The sequence below is a fragment of the Flavobacterium algicola genome, assembly GCF_022399565.1.
Lineage (GTDB): Bacteria > Bacteroidota > Bacteroidia > Flavobacteriales > Flavobacteriaceae > Flavobacterium > Flavobacterium algicola.
The window spans coordinates 693,384-711,837 of the sequence record NZ_JAJTUT010000001.1 but is presented as its reverse complement, the minus strand read 5'-3'; the positions used below and the strand labels follow the sequence as shown (position 1 = coordinate 711,837).

Here is an 18,454-nt window from a genome sequence, read left to right as displayed (position 1 = left end):
ACAATTAGAGCTTATTCATAATGGAGTTGGTTGCACCCTTATTATTTGAGATGAATTGGCTGCAAATTTCTCCCCTTTCTTTTCTGAAAGCTATGTTTGTTATGAGCTTGTCTAGAATAGATTGAAGCTGTTCTTGATTCGAAATAGAAAAACAACCTTTTAAGCCGACAAGTGAAGTTGCTTCGGCAAAATGAGAGTAATTACTACCAATAACTATTGGAACTCCAAAAGTAGCTGGTTCTAATATATTATGAACTCCTGGATTTCCAAAACCCCCGCCAACGTATGCAATGTCTGCATAACTATAAATTTTTGTTAGAATTCCAATTGTATCAATAATAAAAACCTCGTATTCTTCTAGATTTTTATCTTTCATTTCTGAGTAGCGAACTACTTTTTTTGTAATGTTTGATTGTAATTGCTGAATTTGATCTGCTTTTATATTGTGTGGCGCTATAATAAACTTGACATTTTGATTTGTATTATTGATGTACTTGATCAATAACTCTTCATCTTTTGGCCAAGAGCTCCCTATGACAATTGTTGGAACGTTATTTTTAAAATTTGAAATAAATGCTAAGTTGTTGTCTTTCTCCAAAATTGAAGCTACACGATCAAAGCGAGTATCTCCAGAGACAGTCACGTTTTTAAATCCCAATTGATTTATCAACTGTTTTGATGTATCGTTTTGTACAAAAAAGCGGGTGAAACTCTCAAGCGCTTTTCTGTAAAAAGCTCCATACCATTTAAAAAACAATTGCTTTTCTCTAAAAATTCCAGATATTAAATAAGTTGGAATTTGTTGTTTTTTTAATTCGGCTAGATAATTAATCCAAAATTCATATTTTATAAAAAACACCATTTCTGGATTAACTAGTTTTATAAACTTCTTAGCATTTGCTCGCGTGTCTAGTGGCAGGTACAAAGTAATATTTGCGACAGTATTATTTTTTCGTACCTCATAACCAGAAGGAGAGAAGAAGGTGATGATGATTTTGTGTTCAGGATATTTCTCTTTTAATTTTTCGATTATCGGTAGTCCTTGTTCATATTCTCCTAGTGACGCGGCATGAACCCAAATTGTTCTATCGTTCGGTTTTAAATTTGCTGCAAGTAGGTCAAAGACAGATTTTCTACCTGATACAAATAATTTTATTTTAGGGCTGAATAACGCAATAATTTTCAATAAAGAAGAAGCGACAACGATAATAAGATTGTAGAGAAAATGCATTCGATAATTTTTTGGGCTAAAATACGTTTTCTTTGGCTTAAATTCATTGGTTTGAAATCAATAATACCTATTTTTGTTTTCCTTTTAGGGAAGTTAAGATGCATTAGTAGTAAAGCAATCTCAGGCTTTCTAACTATAAATTAAGTTGAAAATGAAGAAAATTCAAATGGTTGACTTAAAAAGTCAATATGATAAAATAGCCGATACAGTTAATGCTTCTATTCAAGAGGTTTTAAATACCAACACCTATATCAACGGTCCACAAGTACATGAATTTCAAAAAGGATTAGAAATTTATTTGGATGTAAAACATGTAATTCCTTGTGCCAATGGTACAGATGCCTTGCAAATCGCAATGATGGGCTTAGGTCTACAGCCAGGTGATGAGGTGATAACTGCAGATTTTACTTTTGCTGCTACTGTTGAGGTGATTGCATTGTTGCAATTAACGCCAGTACTGGTAGATGTAGATTTGCACAATATGAATATTTCGATAGATAGAATCAAAGCTGCAATTACACCAAAAACAAAAGCAATTGTTCCTGTACATTTATTTGGACGTGCAGCTAATATGGAAGCTATAATGGCTTTGGCCAATGAACATAACTTATTTGTAATCGAAGATAATGCTCAAGCTATTGGCGCCAATTGCAAATTTTCTGACGGGACTAAGAAAAAAGCAGGAACGATAGGTCATGTGGGTGCGACATCGTTTTTCCCGTCTAAAAATTTAGGTTGTTATGGTGATGGTGGTGCCATTTTTACCAACGATGACGCTTTGGCTCACACGATACGCGGGATCGTAAATCACGGAATGTACGAGCGTTACCATCATGATGTAGTTGGAGTAAATTCGCGTTTAGACAGTATTCAAGCGGGTGTTTTAAATGCTAAATTACCATTGCTAGATTCTTATAATAAAGCGAGACAAACTGCGGCCATGAAGTATTCGGCTGCATTACAAGCACATAAAAACATCATTGCTCCTATAATTTGCGATAACTGTGATTGTCACGTTTTCCATCAATATACGTTACGAATTATCGATGCCGATAGAAACGGACTGATGCAACATTTGTTGGATAAAGGTATTCCTTGTGCTATCTACTATCCGATTCCTTTGCATTTACAAAAAGCATATTTGGATGTTCGCTATAAAGAAGAGGACTTTCCAGTTACCAATCAGTTGGTAAAAGAAGTGCTGTCTCTGCCAATGCACACTGAATTGGATGATGATCAAATTACATTTATAACAGATAGTGTCTTAGAATATTTGAATAAATAAGAATTTAGATATCCTTATAACTAGATTTTGCTAATTTGATTTGCAATTGTATAGAAAAGTCCCAAAGTAGTTTTAAATTACTTTGGGATTTTTTATGAATTATGGTAGTTGAGAAGCTACTCATGTAGTTATTATTCTATTCAATAATAAATTATTATACAATATAATAACGTTAAGCGTTTGCGGTAACTGCTTCTTTATTAATTTTTCCTATAAGTCCAGCTAACACTTTTCCAGGTCCTACTTCTGTAAAAGAAGTGGCGCCATCAGCAATCATTTGCTGTACTGATTGTGTCCATTTTACTGGAGCGGTTAACTGAATAATTAAATTCTTTTTGATTTCGTTGGCATCAGAAACTGCCGACGCAGTTACATTTTGATATACAGGGCAAGTAGGAGTGGAGAAAGTTGTCGCTTCAATCGCTGCAGCCAATTCCTCACGAGCAGGCTCCATCATAGGCGAGTGAAATGCGCCACCAACTGGTAATAGCAAAGCACGTTTGGCACCAGCCTCTTTTAGCGCTACGCAAGCTGCTTCAACAGCTTTAAACTCTCCTGAAATTACCAACTGACCAGGGCAGTTGTAATTTGCAGCTACAACAACACCATCAATCGAAGCACAAATGTCTTCAACAATATTATCTGCCAAAGCGAGTACTGCAGCCATAGTTGATGGAGTGATTTCACATGCTTTTTGCATCGCTAATGCGCGCTGTGAAACTAATTTAAGACCATCTTCAAATGATAAGGTTCCGTTTGCTACCAAAGCAGAAAATTCTCCTAATGAATGTCCTGCTACCATTTCTGGTTTAAAATCTTCTAATGTTTTTGCCAAAATAACCGAATGCAAGAAAACTGCTGGTTGTGTAACTTTAGTTTCTTTTAACTCTTCAACTGTACCGTTGAACATTATATCTGTGATTCGGAAGCCTAAAATTTCGTTTGCTTTTTCAAATAATTCTTTTGCCAGAGGGGAATTTTCATATAGTTCCTTACCCATTCCTGCAAATTGTGCTCCTTGTCCAGGAAAAACATATGCTTTCATCTTAATTTCTTTAAAGTTTAAAAGGTTTCAATAAACCAACTGCAAAAATAGTGATTTTTTTAGGAGCACCAACTTTTCTAGTTTTAATCACTTATCCTCCTGCTATTCGTTTCAATCTTGGCGGCCGAACGCCGGCCACAAAGGATTTTCACTTCTATCAGGACTAGAGACAAGAATTTTCTTGGATCAAGGAGTAGAATTAGTTCGCTCCATACAAAACCTTTGGGTCATGAAAATAATTAAGTCCTATTAAAGGGTATTATTTAGGAGCTTGCCACCATATCATTTAGTTCTGGATGTTTGTCAAAATAAGCCTTTGCAAATGAGCATAAAGGAACAATTTTACTGTTTTTCTCTTTCGCAAAATCAATTGCTCTTTCAACCAAACGTTTGGCAAATCCCTTACCATTGTAATCTTCATCAACTTCAGTATGATCGATTACAATTTTTGAAGAACTATCATATCTGAATGTCATTTGTCCTATTGTTTTTTCGTCAGCTATAAGTTTGAAGGTGCCTCCTTTATTATTATCGGTGATTGTTATACTTGGATTCATGTTTTATATATTTAAAAATTAAATTGTTCAAATTTCAGAAATTGAATTCAGTTATTGTGTAGATTGATTTTAATTCTACTACACTAACTAAAATGCATATAGTATCGATATTTACCTATAGTATTCTTAAAAATTATAGTTTCATCGGAATATCCATAATTAAGAATTTAGCATCTGTATTTGCTTTTATAGCGACAGTTGTAAAATCAGAAATTCCTATAGCATCTTTCTCATTAAGATTTTGATCGCCAACAGTAATACTTCCTGAAATTACAATCAAATAAACACCATTACTAGCGCTAGAGATAGTGTAATTTTTGGTAAAGTCAGCATCAAAGTCAGCCATAAAGAACCAAGCATTTTGATGTATCCACACTCCTTCATCCTCTTGATTTGGAGAAAGAATTTGAGCGAAATTGTTCTTTTGAGCAGTTTTGTCCAATGTGATTTGCTGGTAGCGAGCTGTTACATTTTGCTTGTTGGGAAACAACCAGATTTGAAACAATTTGGTTTGCTGGTCTGCATTTGGATTGAATTCTGAATGTTGAATTCCAGCACCTGCGCTCATCACTTGAACGTCGCCAGTTTTTATAGTAGCCTCGTTGCCCATACTGTCTTTATGTGCCAGATCACCTTCAAACGGAATCGTTATAATTTCCATATTGTTATGCGGATGCGTACCAAATCCCATTCCGGCTGCAATTGTATCATCATTTAGAACACGTAGTACTCCAAATTGATTCCTATCTGCATTATAGTAATTTCCGAAACTAAAACTATGGTAAGCATTAAGCCATCCGTGATTTGCATTTCCTCTTGTATCTGCTGTGTGTAAAACCGTTGTTGCCATGATGTTATAAATTTTGTGATTAGTTTCTACAAATTTACGAAGAAGCAAAAGCTTTGTCACTTAACCTAGATTAAGAAGAATTTAATTATTGTCACAATAGCAATGGCTGCAACAAATAGTTTTACAAGACTTACCTTTTTAATAATCGATTTTTCATTTTACTGAAAAATTCGGGAGTAACTCCAATATACGAAGCAATTTGTTTTTGTGGAATTTTGTGTTGCAAGTCACCGTATTTATTTTGAAATTTTTCAAACCGCTCTTCGGCAGACAAACTTAGATTGTCCATTAATCGTTCTTGATTGGCAACCAATGAATTTTCGATCAAAATTCTGAAGAAGCGTTCAAACTTTGGTATTTCTTGATACAATATCTCTTGATTTTCTTTCGACAAAACAATAATTTCAGCATCTTCGAGAACTTCGATAAATAAATCACCTGGCTTTTGCGAAATTAAACTGTACATATCGCTAATCCACCAACCCGCACAAGCAAAAGTCATAATGTGCTCTACAATATTGTCATTAATATTAAAGCTGCGTACGATTCCTGAATTGACAAAATAGGAGTTTTTACAAACTTGTCCAGATTGCGCTAATATAGTTTTGGAGTTAAAATGCTGTATTTCAATTTTTGATAAAAACAATTCTTGCTCCTTAACTGTGAGCGCAATATGCTTAGCGATATTTTGAAGAATCAAAGACATTAATTTTTGTCTTCGGGTAGTAGTTTAAATTGAGATACTTTGAAGCGATTGCCCTCAATCGTACCCACGACGGCTGCTTTCCTGATAGAAGTACAAAAGCCATCCATGGCATGAGCATCACCATGCGCATCTATGGATGTTCCATCAACAAAATAACTTTTACCATCTATACGTACTGCCAAATCACATCCTTTTGCTTTCATACCAAAACGGCATTGCCCACAAGAAGCATCTACAAATTGAGTTTTTGACGCTGCCTTTTTTTCTTGTGATGTCATCGACAGACTCACAAATAAAACAAGTGGTAAAATTAACTTTTTCATACTAGAATAATTAGTAATACGAATGTAGTTCTTTTATTTTCTAAACAAAAAAGGTAAATTTAATTTTCGTACTTTTTTACAAGTTTAATAGTACAGTGAAATAATTTGAAATTGCAAGATAATACCAAAAACGAATATTCATAAATAAAAATTTACTGGTAAATGAGGTAGTGCTCAAATTAGAATAAGGGATTGTTAAGGGGGTTTTTGTTTCGTTCAAAATAAATATATCAATGACTTAAAAAATGATTTCCGGACTTTCAGTCAGCAATTATCAAATGGAACATTGTTTATTCTAATGGTTCATCTTGATCCAATTCCTTTTTACGTGGTGGTTTTTCATCATAACCTAGATTTGTTTCTCCTTCTGTCAAAGGATCAATTTTATCTTTCTTTAGGTCATCTATTAAATCTTCTGGAAGTTTAGTTGTTTTAGGTTCTTCAGCTGTTGGTTTGATGTTTTTTTTAGGGAAAACTTCATTTGTCGCAGCTGTAACTTTTTGTCTTTGTTCTTTATTAGTATTTTTTAAGTTTTCCATGATAAGCATAATTTTATTTAATATTCAGAATTTAAAGCAGGTGACTTTTCTTTTTTTCGATTTTAGATAAAGTCTCTTTTATACTTGCCAGTTGATCTAAAATAATAGGACGCAACATTGGGTTGAAGTGTTTCTCTTTTAACGCTTGTTCGTATTCTTCAATTGCTGCTCTTTCTCCGGTAATGCAAGCATTAATGATAGCATCTCTATCACCACCAGTGAAAAGTGATTTAATGTCAATCCAAGTTCTATGTAAAGCTCCCATTGGCCCACCTTCAGTAGCCGTAGATTTGCCTAATTTGTGAATTTCATTTTGTAATTCTACTATAAACATCGATCTCTCTTTTGCAAAACCTAAAAAATCTATTTTTGTCTGTGCATCATCTACATCTTCAGCAGCATTAGTGTATCCTAGTTTTCCATCATCAAGAATGATAATTAAAGTTTCTAGTATATTTATCGTTTTTTGGTCTTTTTCGGCTATATTTTCCATGATTGGTTTCTTTGTAGTTTTTTATTTTACAAAGGTGGTAAATAAGTCGCTTTGAGCTTTATACAATTCAATGTGAGATTTATATAATTACGGCAGTACAGAAACGCACAAAAAAAACCGCCTCTAAAGTTAGAGGCAGTTTTATATAATTAGATCTAAGAAAAGTAAATTAGAAACACAGTGCTAGAATTGGCAAAATCACTTTTACATTAATTCAGAATGATTTCTATTTATTTCTGCAGCCGTAATTTTAACTCAAATCGGAATACTGAAGTTTATCTATAGTTTTACACTTCTTCAATTTCAAATTCGGCATCTTTTTCCCAAATTTCCATTTCACATGGTTTACAATTAAATTTCAATTTGTATTCTAATTCACCTTGCTTCAATACTAGAGGTTCTTTTAATTTCTCACCCATCGTACTTTTTTGGTGAATAGGACATTTGCCCAATTCGTATTTAATACAATATTTGGTTGTCATTACACGAGATTTTCCCGGTTCCCACTGCAATTCAAATGCTTTTTCGATTTCTGTAACACCATGACGTTCGTAAAATTTACGAGCAGTTTTATTTGCTACATTATACATGAAATCTAGTTTGGTTTCAGGATAAGGATGTGAAGTTTTTACAATTTGGTGCTCTTCACGTTTGTAATTGGCCAAGCGCATTGCTGTCAATTGTTCAAAAGCCGTACGTCGCATTTCGTTAATTTTCGAAATTGGCATGAACCAGTTTTTGGAGAACACTACACTTATTTCATCGGCGGTATAAGGAGTGAAACCTGTTTTTGCCAATTGTGTTTTGATGTTTTCTTCCATCGAAAGTCCGGTTTTTGTCTCGTCTTTATGAGAGTCCAATTGTACCGTACTCACATAGCCATCTTCATCAGTTACAATTAACTCAAAACCACTTTCGTTTTCAGTTAGTAAAACGGTAGTGCCAATTTTACGTACAGCACTATCTTCGCGTTCTACAAGTTTGATAAAGGCAGAATCATTATTTCGATAAATAAACGTTCCATCTTTAATTTCTTTAAATATGTTCGGGTATGCTAAACCGTTCTCCGATTTATTTACATAGATTCCTTCTGCCTCATTTTCTTCGTTAATGAAACAAAGTCCGTCACCATTGTTTAGTAGTTCACCATTTTCAATTTGATAAGCATTTCCAATTGTCTTAATCAGTTTACCAATGTATTGCCCCTTCGACTTTGGACTTTCCCATGAGCCAATAGCACTGTGACGCTCGTTGACAAAATAATCAGTGTATCCGCGGTTAAAGCTTTTGTTTAAAGCAGAATCAAATGTAAACGTACATTTACCCGAGGATGCTTTTGTATATTTATCACTACCTTCTAAGAAAGCGTCTAATTTTTGTCTTAAATAAGAAACATTGTTTTTTACATAAACAACATCTTTCAAACGTCCTTCAATTTTGAAAGACATAACCCCAGCTTCTACCAAATTCGGAATTTGATCTGATACATCAAAATCTTTTATCGAAAGCAAATGGCTGTTTTTGATCAAAGTATCACCATTACCATCAATTAAATTATAAGGCAAACGACAGTTTTGTGCGCAAGAACCTCTGTTGGCAGAGCGCTCACCATTGGCAACACTCATATAACAGTTTCCGCTAAAGGATACGCAAAGTGCACCCGTCACAAAAAATTCTAATTCGACATCACTAGCCGAACTAATTTCCTTTATTTGGTGTAAGTTTAATTCACGTGCCAAAACCACACGCTTAATTCCGGCATCTTTCAAAAATTTAATTTTGTCGGCATCACGATTATTTGCTTGTGTACTTGCATGAATCACGATAGGAGGTAGTTCCATTTCCATAATTGCCATATCTTGTACAATTAAAGCATCAACGCCTATATCATACAACTCATAAATCATCTTACGACAATTTTCAAGTTCGTTATCATATAAAATGGTATTGATAACTACAAAAACCTGAGCATGATACAGATGTGCATATTCTACAAGTGCAGCAACATCTGCAATAGAATTAGTAGCATTTGAACGAGCACCATACAAAGGCGCACCAATGTAAACAGCATCGGCGCCACTATTGATAGCAGCTATTCCGTGAAACAAATCTTTTGCAGGTGCTAGAATCTCTATTTTTTTCTTCATCTTGTGATGATAATTTTTTAATTGCTAAAACTTTACGCTTTCGTATTACACGAAAAAAAGTGTGCAAAGGTCTAATAAATTATTCAAGATTTCTAATTCAAGAGCCTATTTTTTGGAAATTGCTGTATGATTTAAAATATAAAGCTTTGCACTTGACAGTAAAACTATAAAGTTGGACAATAATATGGAAGTGTCAAAATAATTATTTGGGCGTGCCCCTCCGTAAAAACTTCGGGTCGGGCTATTCATTGCAATCTTTTATACTATTTCGCTAGTGCTACATATTATAAAAGGATTTCCATTACTATCCTTCACGCGAACTGTATTACAAATTAGCCCAAATTAATAGAAATAATGATACCTTTTTTTATTATTTATCAGGAAAAAAAAGCAAAAAAAAATACCTCAAGATTATTTCTCGAAGTATTTTTTTTTGGAACGTTGTTAATGCTATTCTAGCTATTTACGTTTAGTTTCATCAAAATAGCTCTAACGCTATTCAATTGATTTGTAAGCATTGCAATTTGATTTTGATCTAGTGCTTCATTTTGTAAAGCAGCTTCGTATTTTTCAATTGCAGCTTCTTCACCAGTAATACAAGCGTTGATAATTGATTCAGTATCTCCACTAGTAAATGTTGATTTTATGTCAATCCACGTACGGTGAAGTGCTCCCAAGGCTCCACCTCCAGAAGTATCTGTAGATTTTCCTAATCGGTTAATTTCATCTTGAATTTCAACTACAAACAATGCACGCTCACGTGCATACTGCATAAAGTCAACTTTAAATGCAGCATTTTCTACATGCTCTGCAGCATTTGTATAACCTAGTTTTCCGTCTTCAAGGATTGAGATTAATCCTTCTAATGTGCTTACAATTTCATTTCTTTTGTCATCTGTATTTGTCATGATCTTTGTTTTTTGATTAATATTATATTACAAAGATGGGAAGATAAACCTATTAACATCTTACAGAATTTTCATCATTTTTTACAGAATTGTGGAAACTTAATTATAAGAACACACATTTTATAGTTAAGGAAGTGAGGGAGTTACTCGGTTACAGTAATAATTAGTGTGAAGTTTTAAATTAGCGGGATTTAAGTTGTGCATAAAGAGTTTCTGAATTTACTTCAAGCTAATTCAACGCTCAATATTGACTCAATATAACTTGCTCACAATTAATGCTTAGCTCGTTTTTTTTCTATTCATTAAATAATGTAATGCTCCAGTGGACCATAGCGCCCATAAGATCAATACAGGTTGAAACAACAATCTGATAAATCTTTTTTGATCTGTATCCAAACCAAAAGCATCGATGCCATTTGTATATTGTGAGATGTTTCCAGGGAAAACCAAAATGAAAAAGATAGCCAGAATAATTCCGATATTGATTTTATTCTTTACTAAAAAAATCAATGATAGACCCATAGCTATTTCTACGATACCAGAGGAGAGAACAACAAAATCTATAAACGCACTACTATCGGGCAGCCACGATGGTACTTGTGCCGTAAATTCTTGACGTTGAAATGTTAAGTGTCCTATTCCCGCAATTGTCATGATTGAGCCAAGTACTATTCTAGAGATATTTTGAAATAAAGAAGTTTTCATAAAGTATAAAAATTAAAAGGAATGTAATAGTAACGATAACCAAATATAAGGTTTACATTTTATTTTTCTTCAATACTATCTTAATATAAAGCAAAGGGAGAAGCAAACCCAAGGTAAGTGCTGATTAACTCAGCTAGCATAAGGTAATGATTAACAGCGCAAAGACAGCTAGCGCTTTTTATTTTTAACTGGTTGGTAAAATTCAAAAGTATTCATTTGAATTTAAAATAATTTATTCAATTTTAAACTTTACACACGTGGAGGTTAATTGAAGGTAGAAGAGTAGAACTAAAAATGCCGCACCATTATGATAACAATCACATTGATACGGCAAATTTTTATTGATATAATAATTACAATAACTAATCTAAATTATAAACTGCAAAATTAAAAGCCAGCTTCTTCGGCCATTTTTACAACGCCAACTATTAAAATTAAATTTGCAAAACGACGTTGTTCCCCTGTTTGAATAATTAAGGTGGTAGCAGGTTCTCTAATTTTGTCGTAAAATGCCCATCGTTCCATTTCGTCCCAAGTAACGTCTCCTAGTAATTCTTTATAGGTTTTGTGAATGTCAGCATTTGCTTCGGCAGGCTTTTCCATTACAATAGCACCTTGTACAGGACAAACTTCTAAAATTCCTTCTAGAACAGTGACTGCATCCAAGAGACCTGGTCGAAAGTTGAGATGTACAGTTGTCGAGTTGGGACCTGTCATGGCACCTACTGGTAAGTTTCCGTCAGCAATAACTACTTGAGCAAAGTGACCCGAACGTGCCAAGGCTTCCATAATTGTTGGATGTATAACTGGAGTTTTAAGCATATTATTTCTTTTTCAAAAATTAATAAAAGTATGGATTCTCTTTATCAGGGGAGTTACATATTGTAAACTCCTCCATTAATGTCTAATGTAGCGCCAGTAATAAAACCATCGTACTCTGATGCTAAATACAAGACAGCTCTGGCAACATCATCAGCATTACCTGCACGTTGGATAGGGATTCCAGCTGTTGTAGCATCTGCAGATTCTTTTGATGTATGTGTATTATGAAAGGATGTTCCTAGGATAAGTCCTGGCGCAACCGCATTAACCCTTGTTCCTTGGGGTCCTAATTCTGAAGAGAGTGCTCTTGTAAAGGTTAAAATTGCACCTTTGCTAGTTGAGTAAACAAGTGAGCCTGGGTGCCCACCTTTACGTCCTGCAAGTGACGCAAGATTAACAATACTGCTGCTTTCGTTTTTACCTAGATGAGGAGCTGCGGCTCTTGTTACAAACATCATAGAAGTCAAATTGATATCCATTACTTTGTGCCAAAATTCAGTCTCCATTTCGTTTAACAACTTACGAGCAACAAGCGAACCAGCATTATTAATCAGGATATCCAAACCACCAAATGCTGCAATTGTTTTTTCAACCATTGCATTTGCATCCTCTTCCTTTGTTAAATCACCGCTTATAGCGATTGCTTTCTGTCCTTTGCTTGTTGCATATTCTGCCGATTTGTTGGCTGTTTCTGCATTCGAGAAATAGTGTATGGCTACGTTTGCGCCACTATCAATAAAATGCTTTGTAATGGCTTCGCCAATTCCTTGCGCGCCAGCAGTTATCAATACATTTTTCCCAACTAATTTATTGTTATCCTTCATAATGTTCGTTTGTTACGTTGTTTAATAGCGTTTTAATATCCGGTTTCTGTTGTGGTTAACCAATTCCGGTCGAACAAATATACTATTATGATTGAAATATGTTTGAAAACGGTAGGGTGTATTTGCAATTAATTTTCTACTGTATAACAATATAGTCTTTTTTGCATTAGCTAGAAGCTTAAAGCACGAAGGGCTAGCAGTGATCGTGGTGTTGTGTGTTTTATAATTATTGTGGGATTTGAGCGATTTGTAAATATCTTTTTTTCGATCAATATTACGGAATGTTCCTATACTATATGTAGGAATAAATCTTATGTTAACTCTAAAATAATTTAAAAATGTAAATTCATTCCTTATAAGCATGCGATAGGAATGAATGTTTCATGCATCTATAAATTGTGCTTTTTTAAAAACTATGTTAGCGAGCAAGACGCGTGCGAAAGCCTGGACTTTTTTTATTACGCGATTAAGTTTATATAAATTGATTAGGTTAGTTAGCAATAACATACGAGCTGTTCTTTCTATTCAGATAAAACACAAACAATAATGATACAGCCCATATAAAGTGATGAATGATAAAATTAACTGTCAAATGTAATGATGGTATTAATAGTGTTTAGAACTAGAGGAAATATGGCTTTTATAAAAAAGAACTCCATAAGAAAATATTTTTTTGCCTTTCGTTTTCCTCTTTATCTTGACCGTAATTAAACCAATCTTTGGTTTTTCCCTCTATTTCTGTTTTTAAAGTTATAAAAGAATAGTTTTTTTTTGCGGTGATAGGTTTTATTTCAGCTGCGTTTTTTAAGGATGTGTCTACTTTTGTAGCAATAAATGAGGTATGTAAGCGAGGAATTGTCAAGCCTAAAATCATGCCCGGTAATCCATTTATAGAACATGGACCCCCAGAAATTACAATGTCATCAGTGTAAAATGCGAATACATACACATCATTCATTATTTTACCAATTGCTTTCCTGCAGTTGTAACCTGCAATTTCACGGTGTTCATTTGTGATTTGCCACTGGATAGTACTAATACTGTCGGCAATTACGAAATTCGTTCCTACGATTTGCTTTTGCATAATCATTTTGTTGGAATCAAAATCATAGTACCATACATTTTCTTCGTCAACTACTTTCATCTGTTTTGGAATTCTTGTTTTAGGGCTCCATCTATCAAATTTAAAAATGCTTTTGTTGTTCGCAAAAGTAAAGGTGTAATATGATATTTTCAGGTCAGAAATGTTTTCTTTCATCTGCTCATCCCAACTGTTACTACTCATCATTTTTTTTAGATTTGTATTTACTTCATATTCAATAACAGCTTTGTTTACAAATTCCTGTGCTATTAATGTATTTGTAAAAACAAGTATTGTTACTATAAAAAATAGTGCTTTCATGAGTAGTTGTTTTTTAATTTTAGAGATAGTTTTCAGCATTATTTGTTTTTAAAATTCCAGCTAAAACCTATCATCGCATATCTTTTGAGCCTATCATTTTGTTCTTCTCCAATAGTATTTCCGTAAACAAATCGATTAATACCTATATTTTGATTCAAAATATCTCGCACCATTAAATAGGCAGTAAATTCATCTTTTTTGAATGTGCGTTCCAGTCTTGCATTCCATAATTGATTAGTAAGGTTGTCTTGAAAATCAACTGTTTTCTGCCTAGTGTATAAATTATAATCGGACGATAATTTCCATTTTGCGGTCAGGTAAAATCCTATGTCTAATCCTAAATTGTTGGTGTTAAATGATTTTATTTCATCATTTTGTGAAGTTGTATTTCTATTATTCGAAAAATTATTATTTAATGTAATATCGTATTTCTTTTCTTTTGATTTATTTAAATAAACATTTATACCTGAATTTAATGTTCTCGAATCGTTTATTTGGTTATTGATACTATTAACAGATTTAGTGTAATTTAAATTAGGATTGAAACTAAAACGCATGTCTAATTTTTTTAATTTCATTCCATACCCAAAGTAAATATTCCCAACAAAATTACCATTTGTATTAATAGGTGTGGAAATTGTTTGGGCACTTTCGGGGTCTATATCTCTATTATATGAAATTTGATTGGATGTAGATCTTAAAAAAATACTTTGATAAAAATGTGATTCAGACAGAATGCTATAACTATTGTTACTTATTCGAATGCTGTTTGTGAAGGACTGTTTTAAGTCTGGATTTCCTAATACCTGATTAAAAAAATCTTGGTTATTACGCAAAGGCTGCAGTTGATTTAAAGTAGGCTGTCTCGTTGCACCTTGATAGTTAATACGCAAATTGCTATTGCTTTTGTATTTAAAATTAAAATTTGCAGATGGGAAAAAGTTGGTGTAACTACGTTTGTACACATTATTTAAAGTTTGGTCTTCTAGATCAAATGAAGTAAAACCAAAACCACTTCCAAAACTATAATTGATTTTCTTAGCATTGTAATTCAGTTGAATACTTGGTTTATTAGTAGTTATAGTCTGATTGAACTGGTTTGATAATGAACTAACAAGAACATCATATTTTTCTGTGATTTTAGAGTAGTCATAAGTAAAATAATCGTTTTCTCCTTTATTTAATGTCAATTGATACGCAAACTGCAATGCAAAATTCTTAGCAAGAGGTTCAGAATACGTAATATTAATAGCCGCGTTTTGAACAGAATTATCGCCTATTTTGTTTTGGTCAATATCAGTTCTACTATCAAAAACTCCACCCACATAACTTTTATTATTAGACTTTAAATAATTATTTGAATTGGTATTCAAACTACTCCAACTACCATTTGCTGAAAATGTACGTCGGGCTTTGGCAAATTTATGTTTAAATAATATACTGGCGGCCAAAGCTGTTTTGTCTGAATCTGTAGTAATGGTTTTTTCTTGTTTGTTTTTTAAGATTTCGTCTTCTCCTGTAGTAATTCCATTTGTCGATTCGTTGCTTGCAGTTGTATAAAAATTTGTTCTAGTCGTAATTTTTAAACTATTTAATGTATCCAATTTTATATCATAAGTTGCGTTTAATTTATAATTAGAACGGTTTATATTGCTTGTTTGAGACGTATTTTCATTCAACTGGCTCTCTCCAACTTGTGTTTGTGTTTTTCTAGTACTATTGTTAGTGTAAATTTGATTGTTGTATTTTGGAGTTAAATTCAAAGATTGTTTTTCATTCCACTTATTGCTGTATTGTAATCCGGCATTAGTGTTTTTTATAAAACCGTTCTGAGTATTCACATTAGGCTCTTCATCATTATTACTGCCTGCCCATTCATATTCTACATTTCCATCGGCATCCATACTCATACTATAATTTTCATTTGCTCCTCCAAATTTATCTTTATCCTGCCAGCTCAGCCCATCTTGACCTGTGTTTCCATTTAATAAAAAAGCTGAGAGTTTTCTTTTACCCTTAAAACTACTAAGCATAAGATTGGTATTGTATCTGGAATCTGCATCGGCAAAGGGTTGGTTTGCGGCATCTATTTTACCAAAGTATCCTTTCTTTTTATCTTCTTTTAGCTTTAGGTTAATGGTTTTTTTGCTTTGACCATCATCAATTCCTGTAAACTCCGCTTGATCACTTTTCTTGTCAAAAACCTGTACCTCTTTAACTGCATCTGCTCTTAAATTTTTAACTGCCATACCTGGATCATCACCAAAAAATTCTTCTCCATCCACCAAAACTTTTTGCACAGTTTCCCCCATAGCTTTTATGGTTCCATTTTTATCGACTTGTATTCCAGGTAGTTTTTTCAATAATTCTTCGACATTAGCATTTGCGCTTACTGCAAAATCACTCGCTCTATAACTCGTGGTGTCGCCTTTAATTCTTATAGAACCTGTTTTAATAACGACTTCTCTTAACAGTTCTATTTTGCTCAATAATGAAATAGTACCTAATTTTTTATCAGATGATGTGATTTCGATTTCCTCCAAATAATCAGCATATTGATTATTTGATGTCATCAATATATAGTTTCCTTTTTTTAAGTTTTTCAAATCGAATTTTCCTTCTTTATCTGTTCTAGTAAATCGATATAAAATGGAATCAGTAGGGGACAACAATGCCACTACAGAATTGTATACAGGGTTTTTTTTGCTATTGTCGATTAAAAGCCCAGAAAGATTGGTTGTTTGAGAAAATGCTGAGGTCGAAAGTAAAAATAAAAGAAGAGGTATTATTAAATTTTTTGACATAAGCAATTCCTTTATCTAGTTAAATAATAAATAAGCGATAGTCGATCGACTGAAAAAACTTTCATTTTTGAAGTCGAAAATAATATTATATTTGTTAATAAATGCTAAATTATTGTTAATCTAATTATGTTTTAATAATCTAATTTATAGTTAAGGTAAAGTATGTCAATAATTTGCAGTATATAGTGCCTTTAATTAACTAATTTTCTCATAGAATTTTTTTGTTTTTTGAAACAATAAAAAAGTAGCAAATTTAGAAGTTCAAAAATTGTATTTAAATAGTTGCGAATTATAGAAACTTTGGCTTTATGCGCTAAGTTGCTAAATAGGAAAATTTTATTAGCAGTGTGAAATGGGGAAAATATTGAGATATTTGGGGAGTTTTGCGTGAGGGATAGCAGCGAAAATCCTTTTTATCATGTAGCGATAGCGGAATGAGAAAAAGATTGTAGCGAATAGCCCGACCCGTTTTTTTGCGGGGCACGCCCATATCATTGAAAAGTATAGTCTGATAAAAAAAATGCCCCAAGTTTCCTTGAGGCAAATAATATAAAAAGAGGTTTGGACTATAGAGCCAAAGCATCTTTAATTCTTTTTAAAGCTTCTTTTAAAATCGCATCGCTTGTTGCATATGAGAAACGGATACAATCTGGGTTTCCAAAAGCATCACCTGTTACAGTTGCAACGTTTGCTTCAGCCAAAAGATACATAGATAAATCCATTGCATTTTTAATCTCAGTTCCCTTTAATGTTTTTCCGAAGAAAGACGAAACATCTGGAAATACGTAAAATGCTCCTTCGGGAACGTTGATTTTTACTCCAGGGATTTCTCTTAATAATCCAACAACCAAATCTCTACGGCTATGGAACGCGTCAACCATGTGTTTCAATACAGATGGATCTGCGTCTACAGCAGTGATTGTAGCAATTTGTGCTGGAGAATTGGCTCCAGAAGTTACTTGACCTTGAATTTTTGTACATGCTTTTGCAATAAATTCAGGTGCTCCAATGTATCCAATACGGTATCCTGTCATTGCAAATGCTTTTGCAACTCCGTTTACAGTTATAGTTTTGTCGAACATTCCTGGGATAGATGCAATACTGCAAAAAGTTCCAGAGAAGTTAATGTGTTCGTATATCTCATCAGATACAACGTAAATATTTGGGTATTTTGCCAAAACTTCAGCTAATGCCGTTAATTCTTCACGGTTGTATACAGATCCTGATGGGTTGCATGGTGAAGAGAACCACATCATTTTTGTTTTTGGTGTGATAGCTGCCTCTAATTGTGCAGGTGTCATTTTGAAATCAGTCTCGATAGAAGTAGGAACTTCAACCGGTACACCACCTGATAATTTTACGATTTCAAAATAGGAAACCCAGTAAGGTGCAGGTAAAATAACTTCGTCACCATCATTTAACATTACTTGCGCAATGTTGTACAATGATTGTTTTGCCCCAGTAGATACAACGATATTTGCTGGCTTGTACTCTAAGTCATTATCTCTTTTGAATTTTCTGCAAATAGCATCTTTCAAATCACCGTAACCATCTACTGGAGAGTACGTACTGTAATTGTCATCAATTGCTTTTTTTGCCGCTTCTTTGATAAAATCAGGTGTATTAAAGTCAGGTTCTCCTAAACTTAAACTGATAATGTCTTTTCCTTGTGCTTTTAATTCGCGAGCCAATGCTGCCATTGCCAATGTTTGCGAAGTAGCCAAATTGTTAATTCTGTCTGAAAGAATATGGTTCATTAAAGTTGATTTAAAAGGCTTTAATTTCGATAAAGAAATCAAAACGGTTAATGATT

At 33.4% G+C, this 18,454-nt stretch carries 17 protein-coding genes; 1 reads left to right on the top strand and 16 read right to left on the bottom strand.

Annotation, left to right across the window (positions count from 1 at the left end):
* Positions 1-4 precede the first annotated feature (4 nt).
* Positions 5-1,231, bottom strand: a complete 1,227-nt coding sequence (locus tag LXH21_RS03060) for a 3-deoxy-D-manno-octulosonic acid transferase (protein WP_239862667.1) — start codon at positions 1,229-1,231, stop codon at positions 5-7.
* A 151-nt stretch (positions 1,232-1,382) separates the two neighbouring features.
* Between LXH21_RS03060 and LXH21_RS03055 the strand changes: the two genes are divergently transcribed.
* Entirely contained in the window at positions 1,383-2,516 is a 1,134-nt protein-coding gene (locus LXH21_RS03055; RefSeq protein ID WP_239862665.1) for a DegT/DnrJ/EryC1/StrS family aminotransferase, read from the top strand.
* A gap of 172 nt (positions 2,517-2,688) precedes the next feature.
* Here the strand turns inward: LXH21_RS03055 and fabD are convergent, their stop codons facing one another.
* The 15 genes from fabD to LXH21_RS02980 form a co-directional block, all read right to left on the bottom strand.
* Positions 2,689-3,561, bottom strand: a complete 873-nt coding sequence (gene fabD / locus LXH21_RS03050) for an ACP S-malonyltransferase (RefSeq protein WP_239862664.1) — start codon at positions 3,559-3,561, stop codon at positions 2,689-2,691.
* A gap of 263 nt (positions 3,562-3,824) precedes the next feature.
* The gene (locus tag LXH21_RS03045) at positions 3,825-4,118 is read right to left on the bottom strand and encodes a GNAT family N-acetyltransferase (protein WP_239862663.1); all 294 of its coding nucleotides are present in this window, start codon (positions 4,116-4,118) and stop codon (positions 3,825-3,827) included.
* A 133-nt stretch (positions 4,119-4,251) separates the two neighbouring features.
* The gene (locus LXH21_RS03040) at positions 4,252-4,968 is read right to left on the bottom strand and encodes a pirin family protein (RefSeq protein WP_239862661.1); all 717 of its coding nucleotides are present in this window, start codon (positions 4,966-4,968) and stop codon (positions 4,252-4,254) included.
* 130 nt (positions 4,969-5,098) lie between these two features.
* Positions 5,099-5,674 (bottom strand): Crp/Fnr family transcriptional regulator, encoded by a 576-nt coding sequence (locus tag LXH21_RS03035; protein ID WP_239862659.1) that lies wholly within the window; start codon positions 5,672-5,674, stop codon positions 5,099-5,101.
* The gene (locus LXH21_RS03030; RefSeq protein WP_239862657.1) at positions 5,674-5,997 is read right to left on the bottom strand and encodes a DUF6370 family protein; all 324 of its coding nucleotides are present in this window, start codon (positions 5,995-5,997) and stop codon (positions 5,674-5,676) included. Before LXH21_RS03030 ends, LXH21_RS03035 begins: the two co-directional genes overlap by 1 nt.
* A gap of 290 nt (positions 5,998-6,287) precedes the next feature.
* Positions 6,288-6,536, bottom strand: a complete 249-nt coding sequence (locus LXH21_RS03025) for a hypothetical protein (protein WP_239862655.1) — start codon at positions 6,534-6,536, stop codon at positions 6,288-6,290.
* A 31-nt stretch (positions 6,537-6,567) separates the two neighbouring features.
* Positions 6,568-7,029, bottom strand: coding sequence for a ferritin-like domain-containing protein (locus LXH21_RS03020; RefSeq protein ID WP_239862654.1), 462 nt, complete (start codon positions 7,027-7,029; stop codon positions 6,568-6,570).
* Between the two features lie 287 nt (positions 7,030-7,316).
* Positions 7,317-9,176, bottom strand: a complete 1,860-nt coding sequence (locus LXH21_RS03015) for a peptidase U32 family protein (RefSeq protein WP_239862652.1) — start codon at positions 9,174-9,176, stop codon at positions 7,317-7,319.
* 455 nt (positions 9,177-9,631) lie between these two features.
* A complete protein-coding gene (locus LXH21_RS03010) occupies positions 9,632-10,084 on the bottom strand; it encodes a ferritin-like domain-containing protein (protein ID WP_239862650.1) in 453 nt (150 codons plus the stop codon).
* Positions 10,085-10,363: 279 nt separating this feature from the next.
* The gene (locus LXH21_RS03005; protein WP_239862648.1) at positions 10,364-10,789 is read right to left on the bottom strand and encodes a DoxX family protein; all 426 of its coding nucleotides are present in this window, start codon (positions 10,787-10,789) and stop codon (positions 10,364-10,366) included.
* Positions 10,790-11,176: 387 nt separating this feature from the next.
* Entirely contained in the window at positions 11,177-11,611 is a 435-nt protein-coding gene (locus tag LXH21_RS03000) for an RbsD/FucU family protein (RefSeq protein ID WP_239862646.1), read from the bottom strand.
* Positions 11,612-11,664: 53 nt separating this feature from the next.
* Positions 11,665-12,435 (bottom strand): SDR family NAD(P)-dependent oxidoreductase, encoded by a 771-nt coding sequence (locus LXH21_RS02995; protein ID WP_239862644.1) that lies wholly within the window; start codon positions 12,433-12,435, stop codon positions 11,665-11,667.
* A 640-nt stretch (positions 12,436-13,075) separates the two neighbouring features.
* Positions 13,076-13,837, bottom strand: coding sequence for a GLPGLI family protein (locus LXH21_RS02990; RefSeq protein ID WP_239862642.1), 762 nt, complete (start codon positions 13,835-13,837; stop codon positions 13,076-13,078).
* A 38-nt stretch (positions 13,838-13,875) separates the two neighbouring features.
* On the bottom strand, positions 13,876-16,641 hold the full coding sequence (locus LXH21_RS02985) for an outer membrane beta-barrel protein (protein ID WP_239862641.1): 2,766 nt from the start codon (positions 16,639-16,641) through the stop codon (positions 13,876-13,878).
* Between the two features lie 566 nt (positions 16,642-17,207).
* Positions 17,208-18,398 carry a pyridoxal phosphate-dependent aminotransferase gene (locus LXH21_RS02980; RefSeq protein WP_239862638.1) on the bottom strand — a complete coding sequence of 397 codons (1,191 nt, stop codon included), beginning with the start codon at positions 18,396-18,398 and terminating at the stop codon, positions 17,208-17,210.
* Positions 18,399-18,454: the final 56 nt, after the last annotated feature.

What these genes read in the sequence shown, in the direction of transcription:
- LXH21_RS03000 (WP_239862646.1), bottom strand. Translation starts at nt 11,611, where the DNA reads ATGCTTAAAACTCCAGTTATACATCCAACAATTATGGAAGCCTTGGCA.
- LXH21_RS03005 (WP_239862648.1), bottom strand. Translation starts at nt 10,789, where the DNA reads ATGAAAACTTCTTTATTTCAAAATATCTCTAGAATAGTACTTGGCTCA.
- LXH21_RS03055 (WP_239862665.1), top strand. Translation starts at nt 1,383, where the DNA reads ATGAAGAAAATTCAAATGGTTGACTTAAAAAGTCAATATGATAAAATA.
- LXH21_RS03040 (WP_239862661.1), bottom strand. Translation starts at nt 4,968, where the DNA reads ATGGCAACAACGGTTTTACACACAGCAGATACAAGAGGAAATGCAAAT.
- LXH21_RS03020 (WP_239862654.1), bottom strand. Translation starts at nt 7,029, where the DNA reads ATGGAAAATATAGCCGAAAAAGACCAAAAAACGATAAATATACTAGAA.
- LXH21_RS03060 (WP_239862667.1), bottom strand. Translation starts at nt 1,231, where the DNA reads ATGCATTTTCTCTACAATCTTATTATCGTTGTCGCTTCTTCTTTATTG.
- LXH21_RS02995 (WP_239862644.1), bottom strand. Translation starts at nt 12,435, where the DNA reads ATGAAGGATAACAATAAATTAGTTGGGAAAAATGTATTGATAACTGCT.
- LXH21_RS03045 (WP_239862663.1), bottom strand. Translation starts at nt 4,118, where the DNA reads ATGAATCCAAGTATAACAATCACCGATAATAATAAAGGAGGCACCTTC.
- LXH21_RS02985 (WP_239862641.1), bottom strand. Translation starts at nt 16,641, where the DNA reads ATGTCAAAAAATTTAATAATACCTCTTCTTTTATTTTTACTTTCGACC.
- LXH21_RS03035 (WP_239862659.1), bottom strand. Translation starts at nt 5,674, where the DNA reads ATGTCTTTGATTCTTCAAAATATCGCTAAGCATATTGCGCTCACAGTT.
- fabD (WP_239862664.1), bottom strand. Translation starts at nt 3,561, where the DNA reads ATGAAAGCATATGTTTTTCCTGGACAAGGAGCACAATTTGCAGGAATG.
- LXH21_RS02980 (WP_239862638.1), bottom strand. Translation starts at nt 18,398, where the DNA reads ATGAACCATATTCTTTCAGACAGAATTAACAATTTGGCTACTTCGCAA.
- LXH21_RS03025 (WP_239862655.1), bottom strand. Translation starts at nt 6,536, where the DNA reads ATGGAAAACTTAAAAAATACTAATAAAGAACAAAGACAAAAAGTTACA.
- LXH21_RS03015 (WP_239862652.1), bottom strand. Translation starts at nt 9,176, where the DNA reads ATGAAGAAAAAAATAGAGATTCTAGCACCTGCAAAAGATTTGTTTCAC.
- LXH21_RS02990 (WP_239862642.1), bottom strand. Translation starts at nt 13,837, where the DNA reads ATGAAAGCACTATTTTTTATAGTAACAATACTTGTTTTTACAAATACA.
- LXH21_RS03030 (WP_239862657.1), bottom strand. Translation starts at nt 5,997, where the DNA reads ATGAAAAAGTTAATTTTACCACTTGTTTTATTTGTGAGTCTGTCGATG.
- LXH21_RS03010 (WP_239862650.1), bottom strand. Translation starts at nt 10,084, where the DNA reads ATGACAAATACAGATGACAAAAGAAATGAAATTGTAAGCACATTAGAA.